The sequence below is a fragment of the Janibacter sp. RAF52 genome, assembly GCF_052114035.1.
Lineage (GTDB): Bacteria > Actinomycetota > Actinomycetes > Actinomycetales > Dermatophilaceae > Janibacter > Janibacter hoylei.
This window is the reverse complement of the sequence record NZ_JBFRDY010000012.1, coordinates 23,553-40,365: the sequence shown is the minus strand read 5'-3', so window position 1 is coordinate 40,365 and position 16,813 is coordinate 23,553. Positions and strand designations below refer to the sequence as shown.

General features: G+C 72.0%; 17 protein-coding genes, 2 tRNA genes and 1 other RNA gene. 14 read left to right on the top strand and 6 right to left on the bottom strand.

The features are described 5' to 3' along the window. The first annotated feature begins 37 nt into the window (after window positions 1–37). Window positions 38–373, top strand: a complete 336-nt coding sequence (locus AB4Y78_RS14005) for a PadR family transcriptional regulator (protein ID WP_007927704.1) — start codon at window positions 38–40, stop codon at window positions 371–373. Further along, a complete protein-coding gene (locus AB4Y78_RS14000) occupies window positions 370–1,332 on the top strand; it encodes a permease prefix domain 1-containing protein (RefSeq protein WP_441715409.1) in 963 nt (320 codons plus the stop codon). The genes AB4Y78_RS14005 and AB4Y78_RS14000 overlap by 4 nt, the downstream gene beginning before the upstream one ends. Window positions 1,333–1,460: 128 nt before the next feature. On the opposite strand, the gene AB4Y78_RS13995 is transcribed toward AB4Y78_RS14000, so the two are convergent. The 3 genes from AB4Y78_RS13995 to upp form a co-directional block, all read right to left on the bottom strand. Next, the gene (locus tag AB4Y78_RS13995; protein ID WP_282072406.1) at window positions 1,461–2,198 is read right to left on the bottom strand and encodes a PH domain-containing protein; all 738 of its coding nucleotides are present in this window, start codon (window positions 2,196–2,198) and stop codon (window positions 1,461–1,463) included. Window positions 2,199–2,200: 2 nt separating this feature from the next. Next, window positions 2,201–2,374 (bottom strand): hypothetical protein, encoded by a 174-nt coding sequence (locus AB4Y78_RS13990; protein ID WP_259911414.1) that lies wholly within the window; start codon window positions 2,372–2,374, stop codon window positions 2,201–2,203. A 91-nt stretch (window positions 2,375–2,465) separates the two neighbouring features. Next, window positions 2,466–3,104: a uracil phosphoribosyltransferase gene (gene upp, locus AB4Y78_RS13985; protein ID WP_007927698.1), complete on the bottom strand. Its 639-nt coding sequence runs from the start codon at window positions 3,102–3,104 to the stop codon at window positions 2,466–2,468. Window positions 3,105–3,185: 81 nt separating this feature from the next. Here upp and AB4Y78_RS13980 point away from each other — a divergent pair, with 81 nt between their 5' ends. The 3 genes from AB4Y78_RS13980 to AB4Y78_RS13970 all read left to right on the top strand — a co-directional run bounded on the left by AB4Y78_RS13980 (window position 3,186) and on the right by AB4Y78_RS13970 (window position 4,234). After that, a complete protein-coding gene (locus tag AB4Y78_RS13980; protein ID WP_282072470.1) occupies window positions 3,186–3,632 on the top strand; it encodes a nucleoside deaminase in 447 nt (148 codons plus the stop codon). 64 nt (window positions 3,633–3,696) lie between these two features. Then, a tRNA-Ser gene (locus AB4Y78_RS13975) sits at window positions 3,697–3,786 on the top strand. 97 nt (window positions 3,787–3,883) lie between these two features. Further along, entirely contained in the window at window positions 3,884–4,234 is a 351-nt protein-coding gene (locus tag AB4Y78_RS13970; RefSeq protein ID WP_007927696.1) for a hypothetical protein, read from the top strand. Between the two features lie 32 nt (window positions 4,235–4,266). Here the strand turns inward: AB4Y78_RS13970 and AB4Y78_RS13965 are convergent, their stop codons facing one another. Continuing rightward, window positions 4,267–4,770 (bottom strand): LytR C-terminal domain-containing protein, encoded by a 504-nt coding sequence (locus AB4Y78_RS13965; RefSeq protein WP_007927695.1) that lies wholly within the window; start codon window positions 4,768–4,770, stop codon window positions 4,267–4,269. Window positions 4,771–4,777: 7 nt separating this feature from the next. Continuing rightward, entirely contained in the window at window positions 4,778–5,077 is a 300-nt protein-coding gene (locus AB4Y78_RS13960; protein ID WP_128277196.1) for a type II toxin-antitoxin system VapB family antitoxin, read from the bottom strand. A 51-nt stretch (window positions 5,078–5,128) separates the two neighbouring features. Here AB4Y78_RS13960 and AB4Y78_RS13955 point away from each other — a divergent pair, with 51 nt between their 5' ends. The 4 genes from AB4Y78_RS13955 to lhgO all read left to right on the top strand — a co-directional run bounded on the left by AB4Y78_RS13955 (window position 5,129) and on the right by lhgO (window position 11,764). Then, window positions 5,129–6,679 (top strand): helicase HerA-like domain-containing protein, encoded by a 1,551-nt coding sequence (locus AB4Y78_RS13955; RefSeq protein ID WP_441715405.1) that lies wholly within the window; start codon window positions 5,129–5,131, stop codon window positions 6,677–6,679. A gap of 108 nt (window positions 6,680–6,787) precedes the next feature. Then, window positions 6,788–8,620, top strand: coding sequence for a hypothetical protein (locus AB4Y78_RS13950; RefSeq protein WP_441715403.1), 1,833 nt, complete (start codon window positions 6,788–6,790; stop codon window positions 8,618–8,620). Between the two features lie 98 nt (window positions 8,621–8,718). Continuing rightward, window positions 8,719–10,557, top strand: coding sequence for a hypothetical protein (locus AB4Y78_RS13945; protein WP_441715402.1), 1,839 nt, complete (start codon window positions 8,719–8,721; stop codon window positions 10,555–10,557). A 1-nt stretch (window position 10,558) separates the two neighbouring features. Beyond that, on the top strand, window positions 10,559–11,764 hold the full coding sequence (gene lhgO, locus AB4Y78_RS13940) for an L-2-hydroxyglutarate oxidase (protein ID WP_441715460.1): 1,206 nt from the start codon (window positions 10,559–10,561) through the stop codon (window positions 11,762–11,764). Window positions 11,765–11,770: 6 nt separating this feature from the next. Here the strand turns inward: lhgO and AB4Y78_RS13935 are convergent, their stop codons facing one another. After that, window positions 11,771–12,229, bottom strand: coding sequence for a DUF3817 domain-containing protein (locus AB4Y78_RS13935; protein ID WP_007927687.1), 459 nt, complete (start codon window positions 12,227–12,229; stop codon window positions 11,771–11,773). 83 nt (window positions 12,230–12,312) lie between these two features. On the opposite strand from AB4Y78_RS13935, the gene AB4Y78_RS13930 reads away from it, so the two are divergent. The 5 genes from AB4Y78_RS13930 (at window position 12,313) to AB4Y78_RS13910 (ending at window position 16,777) form a co-directional block, all read left to right on the top strand. Continuing rightward, window positions 12,313–12,400 (top strand) — tRNA-Ser (locus AB4Y78_RS13930). Window positions 12,401–12,501: 101 nt separating this feature from the next. Then, window positions 12,502–12,598: signal recognition particle sRNA small type (ffs, locus tag AB4Y78_RS13925), an RNA gene on the top strand. Between the two features lie 124 nt (window positions 12,599–12,722). Next, window positions 12,723–13,805: a hypothetical protein gene (locus AB4Y78_RS13920; RefSeq protein ID WP_441715400.1), complete on the top strand. Its 1,083-nt coding sequence runs from the start codon at window positions 12,723–12,725 to the stop codon at window positions 13,803–13,805. Between the two features lie 80 nt (window positions 13,806–13,885). Continuing rightward, window positions 13,886–14,455, top strand: coding sequence for an NADPH-dependent FMN reductase (locus tag AB4Y78_RS13915; RefSeq protein WP_007927683.1), 570 nt, complete (start codon window positions 13,886–13,888; stop codon window positions 14,453–14,455). Between the two features lie 114 nt (window positions 14,456–14,569). Continuing rightward, complete coding sequence (locus AB4Y78_RS13910) at window positions 14,570–16,777, top strand: DNA polymerase III subunit gamma and tau (RefSeq protein ID WP_441737230.1); 2,208 nt, start codon at window positions 14,570–14,572, stop codon at window positions 16,775–16,777. The last annotated feature ends 36 nt before the right edge of the window (window positions 16,778–16,813 follow it).

The following is a 16,813-nucleotide window of genomic DNA, read 5'->3' as shown; positions in this document are numbered from 1 at the left end:
TGGACAACACTGTGCGTCACACACTAGAGTGTGACGCATGGACGATGAACTGCTCGCAGGGCACCTGCAGGAGCTGAGGCGGGGGACCGTCGTGCTCGCCGCTCTGGCGATCCTCGACGAGCCGCGCTACGGCTACGCGCTGCTCGAGACGCTCGACACCGCGGGCTTCGCGGTGGACGGCAACACGCTCTACCCGCTCCTGCGGCGCCTGGAGAAGCAGGGCCTGCTGACGAGCGAGTGGAACACCGACGAGGCCAGGCCGCGGAAGTTCTACCGCACGAGCCCGGCCGGCGCCGACCTGCGCGCCCACCTGATGACCGAATGGCGATCGCTCGATGCGGCGGTCGCGGCACTGGACGGAGACCAGTCATGAGTGGCACGAGCCTGACCGACCGATATGTGTGGACCGTGACCCGCCAGCTCCCGCCGGAGACCGGGCCGGACGTCGCCCGCGAGCTGCGCGGCACGATCGAGGAGACGGTCGAAGGGAAGGTCGCTGCCGGTGAGGCGCCGGCTGCGGCCGAACGCGAGACGATCGTGGGTCTCGGCGACCCCGACGTCCTGGCCCGTGAGTACGGAGGTCGGCCCAACCACCTCGTCGGGCCGGTGTACTTCCCCTCGTGGGTGCGGCTGGTCCGGCTGCTGCTCGTCATCCTCGTCCCGCTCGCGGTGCTCGGCACCGTCGTCGCGCACGCCTTCGGCAGCGACGCGGGCTTCGGCGAGATCGTTGGTGAGGGTGCTGTGCTCGCCTTCCACGTGGCGGTGCACGTCGTCTTCTGGACCACGCTCGTCTTCGCGGTCGCCGAGCGCTACGGCAGCCCCGGCGAGCAGCAGGGCCTCGTCGGCACGTGGGACCCGGACGAGCTCGCGGATCCAGCCGACCGCGCGCGTCGTGCCGGGATGGCGGAGATGCTCCTCGAGGTCGTCTCGACCCTCGTCGTCATCGGCCTGTGCGTGTGGCAGTGGAGCGGGGTCGGGGCGCACGCCGTCCAGGTGCTCGACCCGGCGCTGGGTATGGGCTGGCAGGGGCTGATCATCGGCTTCCTCGCCGTCGACGTCCTCGTCACCGTGGCGGCGTGGGCGCGCGGCGGCTGGTCCGCCCCGCTCGCGGCCGTGAGCCTGGCGAGCGCTGTCGTCTCGGGTGTTGCGCTCGTCTGGCTGCTGCTCACCGACCTGCTGCTGACCGACCTGCCGGCGCAGTTCCACGAGACCTTCGGGTGGAGCGAGGACTGGAGCGTCTCGCTGCCGGCCGTGGCCGTCGGCATCGTCGTCATCTGCGGCTGGGAGGCGGTTACGGCGCTGCGCCGCATGCGCGACTCCGACCCCGCCTGACCCGCCCGACCCCGCTTCCCCTCCCTGCACGTTTCCCTACGGAAATCGCACCCCCCGGGCGCATCTCCCTAGGGAGATGCGCACTCGGGCCCTTATTTCCCTAGGAAAATACGAAGGGGGGAGGGGCGTCAGTAGGCGTCGGGGTCGTAGGGCGGCAGCTCGCCGGTGTCGGCGTCGCGGTCCTCGCGCACGAGGTCGCGGCTGCGGTAGATGGAGGCGCGGTGCCCGACTGCGGACCCGTCGGCCGCCGGCGGCGGCCCGCCGACGTAGACGCCGTCGACGACGCCGAGGCGGGTGGTGAAGTCGGCCGAGGTCTCCCACGCAGGCTCTTCGTCCGCGGGGCCCCCTTCGTCCTCGTCGTCGACGACACCCATGCCGAAGACGACCGAGCAGATGGCCCGGTAGTTGTCGTCGGGGTCGGGCACGAACTCGATGCTCGAGAGCGCCTGGTCCTGGCCGGCGCTCTCGAGGACGAAGGTCCCGTAGCCGAGGATGCGGCCGAGCAGGGAGCGCTCGTAGCCCATGTCGGTGACCTTCTTGAGCGGCATCATCGAGACCTTGTGGTTGATCCACCCCTCGAAGAGGACGATCCGCTTGTCGGTGGCGACGACGCGGGTGTGCCGCCACTCGATCCACTGCCAGGCGGCCCAGCCGACGACGGCCAGCCAGGCCCACCACAGGTAGGGGAGGATCGTGCTGCCCGCATCGCTGACCGAGATGTCGAGCCAGACGACGAGCGCGAGCGCCGCGACGGTGATCGCGAAGGGCTTGAGCAGGACGATCCGGTGGTGGCGGATCTCGGCCACGGGGGTCTCGCCGGGCAGCAGGTACTTGCGCAGGCCCCGGTGCCCGACCTCCGCCGCCACGGCTACCTCGCGATGAGCGAGTCGAAGAACCTGCCGATGTTGGTCACGCCGTTGGCGACGACGTCCCAGGCGGAGCCGACGATGTTGGCGGCCTCGGTCGGCGAGGTGAGGATGGCGTAGAGGAGGAAGATCGTGAGCAGCCAGAGGACGATCTTCTTGATCGGCGGCGTGTTCATGGGCTCGTTCTTCTCCGTCGTCTGCGGTCGCTGCTCGGGTCCACGGGGGCGTGGATCCGCCCCAGTGTTGCAGATGTGACAGGTGTGACGGTCAGACCACGCCGTAGAGCCGGTCACCGGCGTCGCCGAGGCCGGGCACGATGTAGCCCTGCTCGTCGAGCCGCTCGTCGACGGCCGCCGTCACGAGGGTGATCGGCACGTGGAGGTCGGCGAGCTCGCGCTCGAGCGCCTCGATGCCCTCGGGCGCCGCGAGCAGGGTGACGGCGGTGATGTCGTCGGCGCCCCGCTCGACGAGGTAGCGGATCGACATGGCGAGCGTGCCGCCGGTCGCGAGCATGGGGTCGATGACATAGCACTGACGGCCCGAGAGGTCGTCGGGCAGCCGGTTGGCGTAGGTCACCGCCTCGAGCGTCTCCTCGTTGCGCAGCATGCCGAGGAAGCCGACCTCAGCGGTCGGCAGCAGCCGCACCATGCCCTCGAGCATGCCGAGGCCGGCACGCAGGATCGGCACGACGAGCGGCTTGGGCGTCGACAGCCGCATCCCGGTCGTCGGGCCGACGGGCGTCTCGATGTCGAAGGGCTCGGTGCGGACCTCACGGGTCGCCTCGTAGGCGAGCAGGGTGACGAGCTCGTCCGCGAGCCGGCGAAAGGTCGGGCTGTCGGTGCCCTTGTGCCGCAGGTAGGTCAGCTTGTGGGCGATGAGCGGGTGGTCCGCGACGATGACGCGCATGCCTCGCAAACTACCGTGCGCGACACTGGTCCCGTGAGTTGCGACCGCACCCGCCCGTCCCGCCCCGCGGAGGAGACGTGGATGGGTCGTGCCCTCGAGCTGGCGGCAGCGGCGGTCGCCGACGGCGACATCCCCGTCGGTGCCGTCGTCGTCGACGCGGCCGGCGAGATCATCGGCGAAGGGCGCAACACCCGTGAGCGGGACGGTGACCCGACCGGTCACGCCGAGGTCGTCGCCCTGCGTGCCGCGGCCGAGGCGAAGGGGGAGTGGCGCCTCGAGGGGTGCACCCTCGTCGTCACCCTCGAGCCCTGCGCCATGTGCGCCGGTGCGGTGGTCGCGGCCCGCGTCCCGAGGGTGGTCCTCGGCGCGTGGGACGCCAAGGCCGGCGCCTGCGGGTCGGTGTGGGACATCGTGCGCGACCGCCGATCTATCCACCGCGCCGAGGTCGTCGGCGGGGTGCGCGAAGGGGAGTGCGCCCGCCTCCTCCTGGACTTCTTCGCCGAGCACCGCGGGGCCGCGCAGCGATGAGGGGAGGGGGTGCTCCCTTCGCCCGATTGGGGGCAGACCGCCTCGACCTTGTATTGTGCTCCGCGGTGGCGTGTCCGAGCGGCCTAAGGAGAACGCCTCGAAAGCGTTTGTCGGTTGACGCCGACCGTGGGTTCAAATCCCACCGCCACCGCCAGCTGACCGAAGGTCCCACCCGGCTCGCCGGGTGGGACCTTCGTCGTGTCACACGGTCGTGACGGGACGGACCGCGCCGCGTCTGGTTGTCTGGGGGCATGCGTCAGATCATGCGAGCCCTCGTCCCCGCCGCCGTGGTCGTGGCGGTCCTGCCACTGGCCGCCTGCGACACGTGGAGCTCGAAGTGCGACACCGACAACACCTGCAAGATCAAGATCCAGGGCGACCAGTTCCACGACTTCCCGCGGCCGTACGACAAGGACCACGGGCTGAAGTCGGCTGACCGGATCCGGCTGGTGTCGGCGAAGCAGGGTGGCGAGGCGCTCATCCAGGCCGGCGGCGTGGAGAGCACGTGCACCCAGGGCAGCAGCTTCCAGATCGTCGACACGACGATCACCTGCGACGTCGTCGGCGACGACAAGGTCGAGCTGACGACGACCCGCCCCTGACCGAAGGGAGCGCCCCGTGCCGGGGGTGCGGGTCAGCAGGCAGTGACGTCGCTGGAGCGGACGAGCCGCTCGAAGTCCGGGCCGAGGACGATGTCGACCGTGGTGCGCGTGCGGGAGTCCTGCAGCTTGCGCAGGGGGCCGGTGTGCCCGGCGACGAAGTCGGCGTCGGGCTTGCCGGCCCGGCCGTAGCGCAGCTGGCCCGCTCCCTCGACGGTCACCTTCTTGGGGTCGTTGGCGACGGTCTTGACGGTGAAGCCACGCGCCTTGAGCTGGCGGGCGACCTGGGCGGCCAGCCCGTCGCGGTTGGTCGCGTTGTAGACGTTGACCTCGACGTCCGACGGAGAGCGCGTGCACGTCGGTGCCGGTGTGCTCGTCGACGTCGAGGCGCTGCCGCTGGCCCGGTCGGCGCGGATGTACGACAGCGCGTACCACACGGCGAAGAAGAGCAGGAGCAGCACGACGGCGAAGGTCACGACGGACCGTCGGCGCCGGGCGCGCCCCTCGTCGCCGGGGGTGTCGTACTCGTCCTGGGCCATGACGGTGTCAGTCGGCGAGCTCGAGGACGCGGGCGTGCAGGGTCGAGCGCTGCTGCAGCGCGGCGCGCAGGGCGCGGTGGAGACCGTCCTCGAGGTAGTGCCGGCCACGCCAGACGACGACGTGCGGGAAGAGGTCGCCGTAGAAGGTCGAGTCCTCGGCGAGCAGGTCGTGGAGGTTGAGCGAGCTCTTCGTCGTCGTCAGCTGCTCGAGCCGTACGGGCCGCGGTGGGACGTCGGCCCAGTCCCGGGGGGTCACGCGCCCGTGCGCGGGGTAGGGGCGGTCGTCGCCGACGGACTGGAAGATCACGCAGACACGATAAGAGGGGCGGTCACCGCACGCCGCACTAGTCTCGGGCTTGTGACCGACTCTTCACACCTGGACCAGATCCGTGCGGGCTACACCTTCGAGGGGCCCGCCGTCGACCTCGGCGCGACGGTGCTCGACGGCGCTCCCCAGCCGGATGCGCCGGTGCGTGTGCCGCTGGCGAGCCTGACGAAGCACGGTCTCGTGGCCGGCGCCACCGGCACGGGCAAGACCAAGAGCCTGCAGCTCATGGCCGAGCAGCTCTCCGCGGCAGGTGTGCCCGTCTTCCTCGCGGACATCAAGGGTGACCTCTCGGGCATCGCCACCCCCGGCGAAGGGGGCGACAAGCTCGCCGCGCGCACGACCTCCATCGGGCAGGACTGGCAGGCCACCGCCTTCCCCACCGAGTTCCTCACCCTCGGCGGGCAGGGCACAGGTGTCCCGATCCGCACGACGATCACGAGCTTCGGCCCGACCCTGCTGAGCAAGGTCCTCGGGCTCAACGCGACGCAGGAGTCGAGCCTGGGGCTGGTCTTCCACTTCGCCGACAAGCAGGGTCTGGCGCTGCTCGACCTCAAGGACCTGCGGGCGGTCACCCAGCACCTGGTCTCCGACGAGGGCAAGGCGGAGCTCAAGGCGCTGGGTGGTCTGTCGAGCGCGACGGCCGGGGTGATCCTGCGCGAGCTCATCGCCTTCGAGGACCAGGGCGCCGACGTCTTCTTCGGCGAGCCGGAGTTCGACACGGCGGACCTCATCCGCGTGACCGACGACGGCCGGGGCATCGTCACCTGCCTCGAGCTGCCCGCGGTGCAGCAGCGGCCGCAGCTCTTCTCGACCTTCCTCATGTGGCTGCTCGCCGACCTCTTCCAGGACCTGCCGGAGGTCGGCGACGTCGACAAGCCGAAGCTCGTCTTCTTCTTCGACGAGGCGCACCTGCTCTTCGACGAGGCGAGCAAGGCCTTCCAGGACGCCATCGAGCAGACCGTGCGCCTCATCCGCTCCAAGGGGGTCGGTGTCTTCTTCGTGACGCAGAGCCCCAAGGACGTCCCCGCCGACGTCCTCGCGCAGCTCGGCAACCGGGTGCAGCACCAGCTGCGGGCCTTCACCCCGGAGGACACCAAGGCGATCAAGGCGGCGGTGAAGACCTACCCGCACACCGAGTACGACCTCGAGGAGCTGCTCACCCAGCTGGGCACCGGCGAGGCGGTCGTCACCGTGCTCTCCGAGAAGGGGACACCGACCCCGGTCGCCCACACGATGATGCGCGCGCCGCAGTCCCTCATGTCGCCGTCAGCGCCAGAGCTGCTCGAGCAGACGGCCGCCGGCTCCGCGCTCGCCCCGAAGTACGCGGAGGCCCTCGACCGCGAGTCCGCGTACGAAAAGCTCGCGGCCAAGCTCGAGGCCGCCCCGGCGCAGGACGAGGCGAAGGGGGAGCCTGCCGCCCCACCGCAGCCCACGGCTCCCACGCCGCCGAAGGAGGAGCCGGGCGTCGTCGAGAAGGTCGTCGGCAGCTCGGCCTTCAGGTCGGCGCTGCGCTCGGCCGGCACGGTCATCGGGCGCGAGATCACCCGCTCGATCTTCGGCACCTCGCGCCGCCGCCGCTGACGCAGGAGACAGGACGGCCCGGCGGAGGGGAGCACTCCCCATCGCCGGGCCGTGGTCCGTCCTGACAGGATGCCCGCGAGTACGTGACGCGAGGGAGAGGGCAGGGGCATGGCCGGTGTGACGAGCGGGGCGGACCCGGATCGGCTCGACGAGATCAGCGAGCTCATGCGGGGGCACGCGGAGCAGATCGGCCAGCTGAGCGAGACGCTGGGGCACGCCTCGACCGTGCTGCGGGCGTCCTGGAGCGGCCCCGACATGGAGTACCTGCTCGCGCAGACCGACCACCTGCGTCCGGAGATGGCCCGCACCGGGTCGACCCTCGTGGCCTTCGCCGACCAGCTGCGTCATCAGGCGGACGAGCAGCGTCGTGGCTCCGGCGAAGGGGGCGGCGCCGGTCGTCCCGGCGCGCGTGACGGCGAGGGCATCCGTGGTGGCCGGCACATCACGGGTGTGCCGCAGGGCTTCCGCGACCTGGTCGGGGGGATGACCTCGGGGGAGGGGCGGTCCCCCTTCGACCTGCCGGCTGGTGCGATGACCAATGCGATCGGCGACGGACCCCAGACCGACCCGGGGGAGGTGGAGCAGCCCGGATACGTGTCGAACAGCGATGACGTGGAGGGCGGCAAGGTCATCAAGGGCCAGGTCACCGGCACGGAGACCGTGGCGGTGTCGAGGGAGTTCGTCGACTCCGAGGGGCGCAGCGTCCAGACGACGACGGTGAGCGTGCGGGCCGAGGCCGGCATCGCCGGCGAGGCCGGAGGCGACCTGACGGGTGGGGGCTTCAGCGCCAGTGGAGGCAAGGAGGCCAGCTACGAGGTGACGGCTCCGGTCGGGGTGGACCCGCTGAGCATCGACCCCAACGACCCGATGTCCTGGCCGCCCGGCGTCAGCGTCCGCTTCAGCGAGGAGTACTTCGCCGCCTTCGACGCGGAGGCCCGCTTCCGCGGCCTCATGGCCGGCGCGGGGTACGAGTTCGGCACCGAGGGCTACGTCGAGATCAGCAGGGGCGACGGTGACCAGGTCGTCGTCCAGGTCGGTGACGCGGAGTTCCTGCGGTCCTCGTCGGAGCTGGGCCTCGGGAGACCGGACGCCAACGTCAAGGCCGGCGCGTCCAGCGAGACCTCGAGTGGTACGGCCCGGGAGGTGACGATCGACATGTCCACCCCGGGAGGGCGCGCGACCTTCGACGACGTGATGATCGGCAAGCCCCCGGCGGCCGACGCCCCCGGAGTCGTCGACGTCGCCGACCTCACCGTCTTCAACGCCTCGAAGTCGGTGGACCTCAGCATGACGGCGGGCGACGTCTCTGCCGGCGGCACGCTCGCGGAGTGGGGCGCCGGGGGAGTGCAGCGCACGCACGCCGACGGGACGACGACCCTCGACTGGACCGGCGAGGCCCAGGGCAGGCAGGTCGGCGGCACGGCGAGCTTCGACGCCGACGGCAACATGGTGGTCGAGGACAACACCTACTACATCCGCATGGAGGGGGTGGACCCGACCACAGCGGCTGAGTACAACCGCAACTACCTCGGCGAGGACGTCACCCCGACGCACGATCAAAATGTCGTCATCAACTTCACCCATGACGACCTGGCCACCATGAGGTACCAGGCTGCCGCCACCCACGCATCGATCGTCAACGCCAACCCCGAGAACTTCCCGAACTTCCCGGCCGCGGCGGACGGGCACGTGACCAGCGAGGACGTGCTGCGGTACTTCGAGGAACATCCGGATACCGCGAGCACCGACCTGTGGGACATCGCGACGGGTGAGACCACCATGACGATCCTGGGAGCCCAGAGCGACCAGGAGATGCTGCGGGTGTTGATGCTCGGCGACGGACCCTTGGTCGTGCAGCGCGACCTCGCGGGGGACTACCACACCGCCACGGGCAAGAACGTCCGGCCGGTCGGCGACATCACGAGCGCGCGCTCGGCCTGACGAGGGCCGCCTACGACGGCATCGCCACGGGGACCACTCCCCATTGCCGGAGACCCGCCCGCGGGTGAGGCTGGGTGCACCACGGACGAAGGGGAGTCATGAGCGGTGTGACGCACGGCGCGGATGCCGAGCGACTGCGCGGGATCGCAGAAGCCTTGCGCGGCAACGGTGCCCAGATCGAAAAGATCGGTGAAAGGCTCGGCCCGGCCGCGCAGGCTCTCGAGGCCTCGTGGAGCGGCCCGGACGCCGAGAGCCTCGCCGCCGACGTGGCGCAGGTCCGCCCGGCGATCGCGTCGATCGGGTCGACGATCATCGCCTGGGCGGACGAGCTGCGCGACCAGGCCGACGAGCAGACCCAGGGGTCCGGCGGCGGCGCTCGCGGCGGGTCGGGCGGGACCAGCACCCGACCCGACCGGCAGGACGCCATCGACAAGATCAAGGACGTCACCAGCAAGCTCACCAGTGGGGACGGTCGCGGGTCCGGCATGGACAACCCGCTCCTCGCCGCCCTCGACAAGCCCCGTGGCGGGCACGACGCGCCACCGGACGCCGAGCCGAGCAACATCATCGACGGGCGGCCCGGCGGTCGCGAGGAGGGCACCGGCTCGGTGTCGCAGTCGGAGTCCAAGGGCAAGCACGTCAAGGTCTCGGGCACCGTCACCGCGTCGACCACGGACGCCGGCGTCGACGCCAAGGGGCGAGGCCTGCAGACCCACACCGTCGCCGGGACCGCGGAGCTCAGCGCCGAGGCGAGTGCCAAGGTCGGTCGGGTGGGTGTCGACGGCAAGCTCTTCGCCGGCACCGAGACGAGCTGGTCGGTCACCGGCCCGGACGGCCTCGACCCCACGTCGATCCACCCCCTCGACCCCCTGGGGATGCCGGAGGGGTCCTCGATCCGCCTCGGCAGCACCTGGTACACCGGGCACGAGCTCGGCGGCGAGTACTCCGCCCTCATGGCGAGCATGGGCAAGGAGTCCGGGATCGACCGCTACGTCGAGGTCTCCCGTGGCGAAGGGGACGAGGTGACCGTCCGCGTCGGCGACGCCGACTTCGACAAGGCCAAGAGCTCGATGGGTCTCGGCGTCGACAAGGCCAATGTCGGCCTGTCCGCCGACTCATCCTTCACCGAGGGGACGGCCAAGGACGTCACCTTCGACCTGTCGACCCCCGAAGGGCAGGACGCCTACACCCGATTCCTCATCCTCGGCAAGGTGCCGTCGGCCGACGCCGCCGGCGTGACCGACATCGCCGACGTCGAGGCATTTTCCGGGTCGCGGTCCACGGGGTCCTCCCTCACGCTCGGGGACAAGACCTTCGGGAGCGACGGCAGCAGCTGGGAGGCGGGCGGCCTGACGAAGCACCACGCGGACGGCCGGCAGACCGTCGAGTGGTCCGGCGACTCTGGGCGCACCCAGATCGGCGGCACCACCGTCTACGACGCCGCCGGCGTGAAGGACCAGGACGCCTCGAGCTACTACCTGCGCGAGCGCGACGTCGACCCAGAGGTGGCCCGGCAGTACAACTTCTTCCAGGGCTCCGATGCCGAGCCCACCCAGCGGCAGAATGTCGCGATGTCGCTCACCTCGACCGATCTCCAGGCCATGCGCTACCAGGCCGCGGAGCAGGCAGCGACCAAGATCAACGAGTCGCCCGAGTGGTACCGGGGCAGCGACATCGACACGAGCCAGAAGTGGAGCGCCGACGACGTCCTCCAGTACGTCGAGGGTGACGGCGACAAGGCCCGCAGTCTCGACGGTGTCGACCGGGCGTCCACCGACCTGCTCGCCGCCCAGTCCGACGCCGACATCCTCCGGGCGATGTCGAGCAAGGGCCCCGTCGAGTTCCAGACCCAGCTGGCCCAGGACTACCAGGCGGTGACGGGGACGACCCGAGGTCACCGCGGCACCGTCACGAGCACCGGCACGGGAGGGGACTGACCTGCCCCCTTCGTCGCGCACCCTCGTCGTCGGCGCCGGGCTCCTCGGGCTGGCCACCGCGTGCCAGCTGCAGCGGACCCGGCCCGACGCCGAGGTCGTCGTCCTCGACAAGGAGCCGACGGTCGCCGCCCACCAGAGCAGCCACAACTCGGGGGTCGTCCACGCCGGCGTCTACTACCCACCGGGCTCGCTCAAGGCCCGCCTGTGCCGGCGCGGGGTCGGGCTGCTGCGCGACTACACGAGCGAGCGGGGCATCCCCTTCGTCGAGGTGGGCAAGGTGGTCGTCGCCGTCGACCGGGCCGACGAGGCCCGACTGGCCGAGGTGCACCGGCGCTCGCTCGCCAACGGCGTGCCCGGCACCGCCATGGTCGGGCCGGACGGGCTGCGCGACCTGGAGCCGCACGTGCGCGGACGCGCCGCCCTGCACTCGCCGTCCACTGCGATCATCGACTTCCCCGCCGTCGCGCGGGCCCTTGCGGTCGACGTGGTCGCGGCCGGAGGGAGGGTCCTCACCGGTCACGAGGTGGTGGGCATGCGCCCCCTTCGCTCGGGGGTGGAGGTGCTCGTCGACCACGCGGGGGAGCGGACCCGGCTCGCCGCCGACCGGCTCGTGCTCTGCGGGGGGCTCCACGTCGACCGGCTCGCCCGCATGGCCGGCGGCTCCGCCGACCCGCGGATCGTGCCCTTCCGCGGGGAGTACCACCTGCTGACGCCCGAGCGGTCCGATCTCGTGCGCGGACTCGTCTACCCGGTCCCGGACCCGCGGCTGCCCTTCCTCGGCATCCACCTGACCCGGAGGGTCGACGGCACCGTCGACGTCGGGCCCAATGCCGTGCCGGCAGCGTCCCGGGAGGGCTACCGCTGGCGGGACGTCGATGCCCGCGACCTCCTGGAGACCGTGAGCTGGCCGGGCTCCGCAGGGGTCGCGGCGTGCCACTGGCGCTCGGGGGTTGCGGAGGTGGCCGGCTCGCTGTCGGTGCGTCGCTTCGCCGATGCGGCCCGCCGCTACGTTCCGAGCCTCGCCGACGCGGACCTCGTGCCCGGCGGCGCGGGGGTGCGGGCCCAGGCGGTCGGCCGGGACGGGTCGCTTGTCGACGACTTCGTCATCGAGCGGATGGGGCCGGTGGCCGCGGTGCGCAATGCTCCGTCGCCGGCTGCGACCTCCAGCCTGGCGATCGCCGAGGAGGTCGTCGCCGGGCTGGTGTGACCTCGCTCAGCCGACGGGCGGGCCGACGAGCAGGGCGACGCCGGTGAGGACCGCGACCGCGACGACGAGGGCGAGCGCCGCCAGCCCCGGGCGGCGCAGCGCGCCGGAGACGAGCCGCTCGAGCGGGGTGCCGGCGGCTCCCTTCGTCCGCAGCCGCCACGTGTCGGCGAGCTGCCCCTCGCGCTCGAGCCACCGCTCGGTCCACAGCGTGACGAGGGGCGGGATGGCCGAGACCAGGGCGACGACGCCGTGCTTGGTGCTCCATCGCGCGTCGATCCACACGATGACCGTCACGAGCACGTAGGCGATGAAGACGATGCCGTGCAGCATGCCGCCGATCCGCACGCCGAGCTCGGTCGTCTCGGTGACGTACTTGAGGAACATGCCGACGAGCAGCAGCGTCCACGTCACCGCCTCGGCGGTGGCGACGATCGTGTAGAGCCGGCGAGGGGACGGGAGAGCCATGCCGCCATCGTCGCCGACAGGTGTCGGCGGAGTGAAATCTGCCCGATTTCGAGGTGGCGCGGTGCTCAGGTAATCTCTCCCGCGGAGGATTCGCATAGTGGCCTAGTGCGCGCGCTTGGAAAGCGCGTTGAGTGAAAGCTCTCAGGGGTTCGAATCCCCTATCCTCCGCCAGCGATGAGCCCCGGTCCGCGGACCGGGGCTTCGTCATTGTCGGAGGACGACCGCGGCGGGGGCCGACTTTCGCCGACGAAGGGGGAGACGTAGACTCTGCGATCGGCACCCCGCGTGGTGGTACCTCGCCGAACTCCCCCAGGGCAGGAATGCAGCAAGGGTAGGTGAGCTCTTCCAGGTACGCGGGGTGTCCTCTTGCTCACGGCGTGCCAACGGGCCCGCTCGATGTGATGCACCCGTCCGATCGAAATCCGGGCGTGATCCTCGTAGGTTGGCAACAAGCGATCGCAACGGCGACCGCAGCAACCCCGAGGAGGGGAGCATGGACACCTGGATCTGGATCATCATCGCTGTCGTGCTGGTGCTCATCATCATCGGCATCGTCATGGCACTGTCGAAGGGCGCCAAGGCCAAGCGGGTCGAGCGTGACCGCGCCGAGGCCGAGCAGCTGCGGCGCGAGGCCGCCGAGCGAGAGCGCCGCACCCGCGAGTCGGAGGCCACTGCTGCGGCAACCGACGCCGACGCCCGAGCAGCAGCCGCCGAGGCGGACCGTCAGGCCGCCGAGGCCGAGCGCAAGGCGGCCGAGGCCGAGCAGCGTCGCATCGACGCCGAGCGCCTCGAGGAGGAGGCCCGGGCCAAGAGCGCCGTCGCCGACGAGGACCGTCGCTCCTACGAGGACAAGCTCCGCGAGGCGGACGTCAAGGACCCGGACGTGCCGACGGACCGCGAAGGACGCCGCGTCGAGGACGCGGACGTGCGCCGCGACGCCGAGGTCGATGGGCGAGGTGACGGGATGATCGAGTCCGAGGACTCGTACGACGATGACGTCGACGAGTCGACGACCCGCCGCAGCGACCTGCGCCCGTCCGGTGCCGGTACGGCCGCCGCGGGCACTGTCGGAGCGGGCGCTGTCGGCGCCGGCGCCGCTGCTCACGGGACCGAGGCGGGGCATGACCCCGTCGAGCCCGCGCAGCCCGTCGAGCCCGCGCCGCCGGTCGAGCCTGCACCGGAGGCAGCTCCCGGGTGGGAGTCGTCGGACCCCTCCCGTCGCGACACGGTCCCGGCGGACACGACGGCTGCCGACCCGCGGGACGACGCCTTCACCGAGGCCCCGCGGGACGACGCCTTCACCGACGAGACGACGCGGACCGGTGAGTCGGGCTGGTCCGACCCCGGCGTGGCTCCGGCACGCGACGTCGAGGCGGCAGCACCCGTGGCCGACCCGGCCGCTGAGCCCGTGGCCGACCCGACGGTCGAGCCCACAGCCGGCGCGACGCCCGGCCAGCGACCCGACCACCTGTCCCCCGAGGAGCGGGCGGGCGGGGACCACGCCGAGCCCGGCCTCCTCGACAAGGTGCGTGGTAAGGTCGAGGACCTGCGCGGCGACGGTCGGCCCCGCAGCTGAGCCCCACGACGGCGGGCCCGCCACCTCCTCGGTGGCGGGCCCGTCCGCGCCCCGACTGCGCCACCCCAAGGAGTCCCTCCGTGAAGATCGCCATCATCCTCGGCAGCACCCGACCCGGCCGCTTCGGCGCCCAGGTCGCCGACTGGGTCATGGCCCAGGCCGCCGGTCGTGATGACGCCGAGTACGAGCTCGTCGACCTCGCCGACTACGGCCTCGTCCTCCTCGACGAGCCGACGGTCCCCGGCGCCGCGAAGCGGCAGTACGACAACCCCAACACCCGGCGCTGGAGCGCGAAGATCGACGAGTTCGACGGCTACGTCTTCGTCACGCCCGAGTACAACCACGGTGTGCCGGCCGCGCTGAAGAATGCCTTCGACGTCCTCTACCCCGAGTGGGTGCACAAGGGTGCCGCTCTCGTCTCCTACGGCGCCGACGGCGGCGTGCGTGCGGTCGAGCACTGGCGCACGATCCTCGCAAACGCGCAGATGCACGTCGTCCGCGGCCAGGTCTCCTTCTCAACGATGCTCGAGGTCGAGCAGCGCGAGGACGGCGACGTCTTCGCGCCGGCCGAGCGACGCACCAAGGAGCTGGGCAACGTCCTGCGCCAGCTGACGCGCCTGACGGACGCGACCGCCTCCCTTCGCTCCTGACGCAGTCCCGCACCGACCTCTCCCGCTGCCGCCGTAGACGCGCCGTCGGGCGCCGTCGTCCACAGGCGGTCGCGGGGGAGCTCGCTGTCGTCGTGCGCACGTAGAGTCGTGCCCGTGAGCACCGCGCTGTACCGCCGCTACCGCCCCGAGACCTTCGCCGACGTCATCGGGCAGGAGCACGTGACCGATCCGCTCATGCAGGCACTGCGGTCGGGCCGGGTCAACCACGCCTACCTCTTCTCCGGGCCGCGTGGGTGCGGCAAGACGACGAGTGCGCGCATCCTGGCCCGCTGCCTCAACTGCGAGCAGGGGCCGACGCCCACCCCGTGCGGGCAGTGTGACTCGTGCACGGCCCTCTCCCGCGGCGGGGCCGGGACCGTCGACGTCATCGAGATCGACGCCGCGAGCCACGGCGGTGTCGACGACGCCCGTGACCTGCGCGAGCGGGCCTCCTTCGGCCCCGCGCAGAGCCGCTACAAGATCTACATCATCGACGAGGCGCACATGGTGACGCCGCAGGGCTTCAACGCGCTGCTCAAGATCGTCGAGGAGCCGCCCGAGCACGTGAAGTTCATCTTCGCGACCACCGAGCCCGAAAAGGTCATCGGCACGATCCGCTCCCGGACCCACCACTACCCCTTCCGTCTCGTCCCGCCAGCGCGGCTGCAGGAGTACATGGAGCAGCTGTGCGCCGCCGAGGGAGTGCGCGTCGAGCCGGGTGTCCTCTCCTTCGTCGTGCGGGCCGGTGGCGGGTCGGTGCGTGACTCGCTGTCCGTCCTCGACCAGCTCATGGCAGGGAGCGACGAGTCCGGCCTGACCTACGAGCGGGCCGCGGCCCTCCTGGGTTTCACCGACGGCGAGCTGCTCGACGCAGCGGTGACGGCCTTCGGCGCCGACGACGCCGCCGGCGTCTTCCGCGTCATCGACTCGGTCATCGAGACCGGCCTCGACCCCCGGCGCTTCGTCGAGGACCTGCTTGAGCGGTTCCGCGACCTCATCGTCGTGGCGGCGGCCCCGGACGGCGCCGCCGCGATCCTGCGCGGGCTGCCGGGCGACCAGATCGACCGCATGCGCCAGCAGTCGGCCACCTTCGGGCCGGCGTCGCTCTCCCGTGCCGCCGACATCATCAACGCCGGCCTCACCGAGATGACCGGTGCGACCTCGCCGCGGGTCCAGCTGGAGATCATCGCCGCGCGCGTCCTGCTCCCGGCCGCAGCCGGCGAGTCTGGGTACGCCGCGCGCCTCGACCGGCTCGAGCGTCGGCTCGACGTCGGTGGCGTCCCCACGAGCGAAGGGGGAGCCCCCCGCCCCCCGCAGGCGGCACCCGTCGCGCCCGTGCCCGCGCAGGCCCCCGTCGTCGCGGCGCCCGGCGCCCCCGCACCGACCCCGGCAGCAGCGCCCGCGGAGCCGGCGACGTCCGAGCCCGAGCAGAGGGAGCAGCGCGAGCCGCAGCCGCGACCGCAGGCCGACGAGGCGCCCCTGTCGGCCGAGCACCAGCGGGCGCAGCCCGCTCCCGGCCGCTCGAGCGCTGGCCCGCAGTCCGCTCCTCAGGCGCCGGCCGAGCCTCCCGCTGCCGCCGAGCCCGAGCCCGCTGCCACTACGCCCGACCCGGCGGCGGGGCAGCCCGAGGCCGAGAGCGCGCCCGCTGCGTCGACCCCGGCGACCGGGGGCATCGACGTCGAGGCGTTGCGCCGCAGCTGGCCCGACGTCCTCGGGCGGATCTACCAGATGCGTCGCGCCACGTGGACCTTCCTGTCCGAGCACGCCCAGGTCATCAGCTACGACGGGCAGCGACTCGTGCTCGGGATCGCCACGGTCGGTCTGGCCAATGCCTTCCGCAACGGGTCCCACGCCGAGGTCGTGCGGCAGGCCCTCGTCGACGCCCTCGGGGTCGACGCCCGCGTCGAGGGGGTGCCCCACGACCTGGGGACGGCACCGGCAGGAGGCGGTGCACAGGCCACCTCGCAGCCGGCGAGCGCCGCACCGGCTGCACCCCAGTCGTCGTCGGCGGGCCCCTCTCCCGAGGCCACCTCGGCTGGAGCCCCGACGGGTGCGCCAGCGGCGCCGGTGCCAGACGTCGGGGTGCCCGCACCGGCCGGTGGGCCGATGGGCGCCGACTGGGGGAGTGCGCCGTCGAGCGCAGCCTCGGCGCCGGCCTGGGCGACGGCGCCCGCTCCCGAGCCCGCCCCGGAGCCGAGCCCGCCGGCGGAGCCCGACGACTCCTCGGTGAGCGACGACGACGAGGACATCATCGACGCGGGTGCGGCCGGCCCGGCGGTCATCGAGCGCATCCTCGGCGGCACCGTCATCCGCGAGGAGTGACGGCGACCCGCATGCCGGTGCTGCCGACCGCGGCCG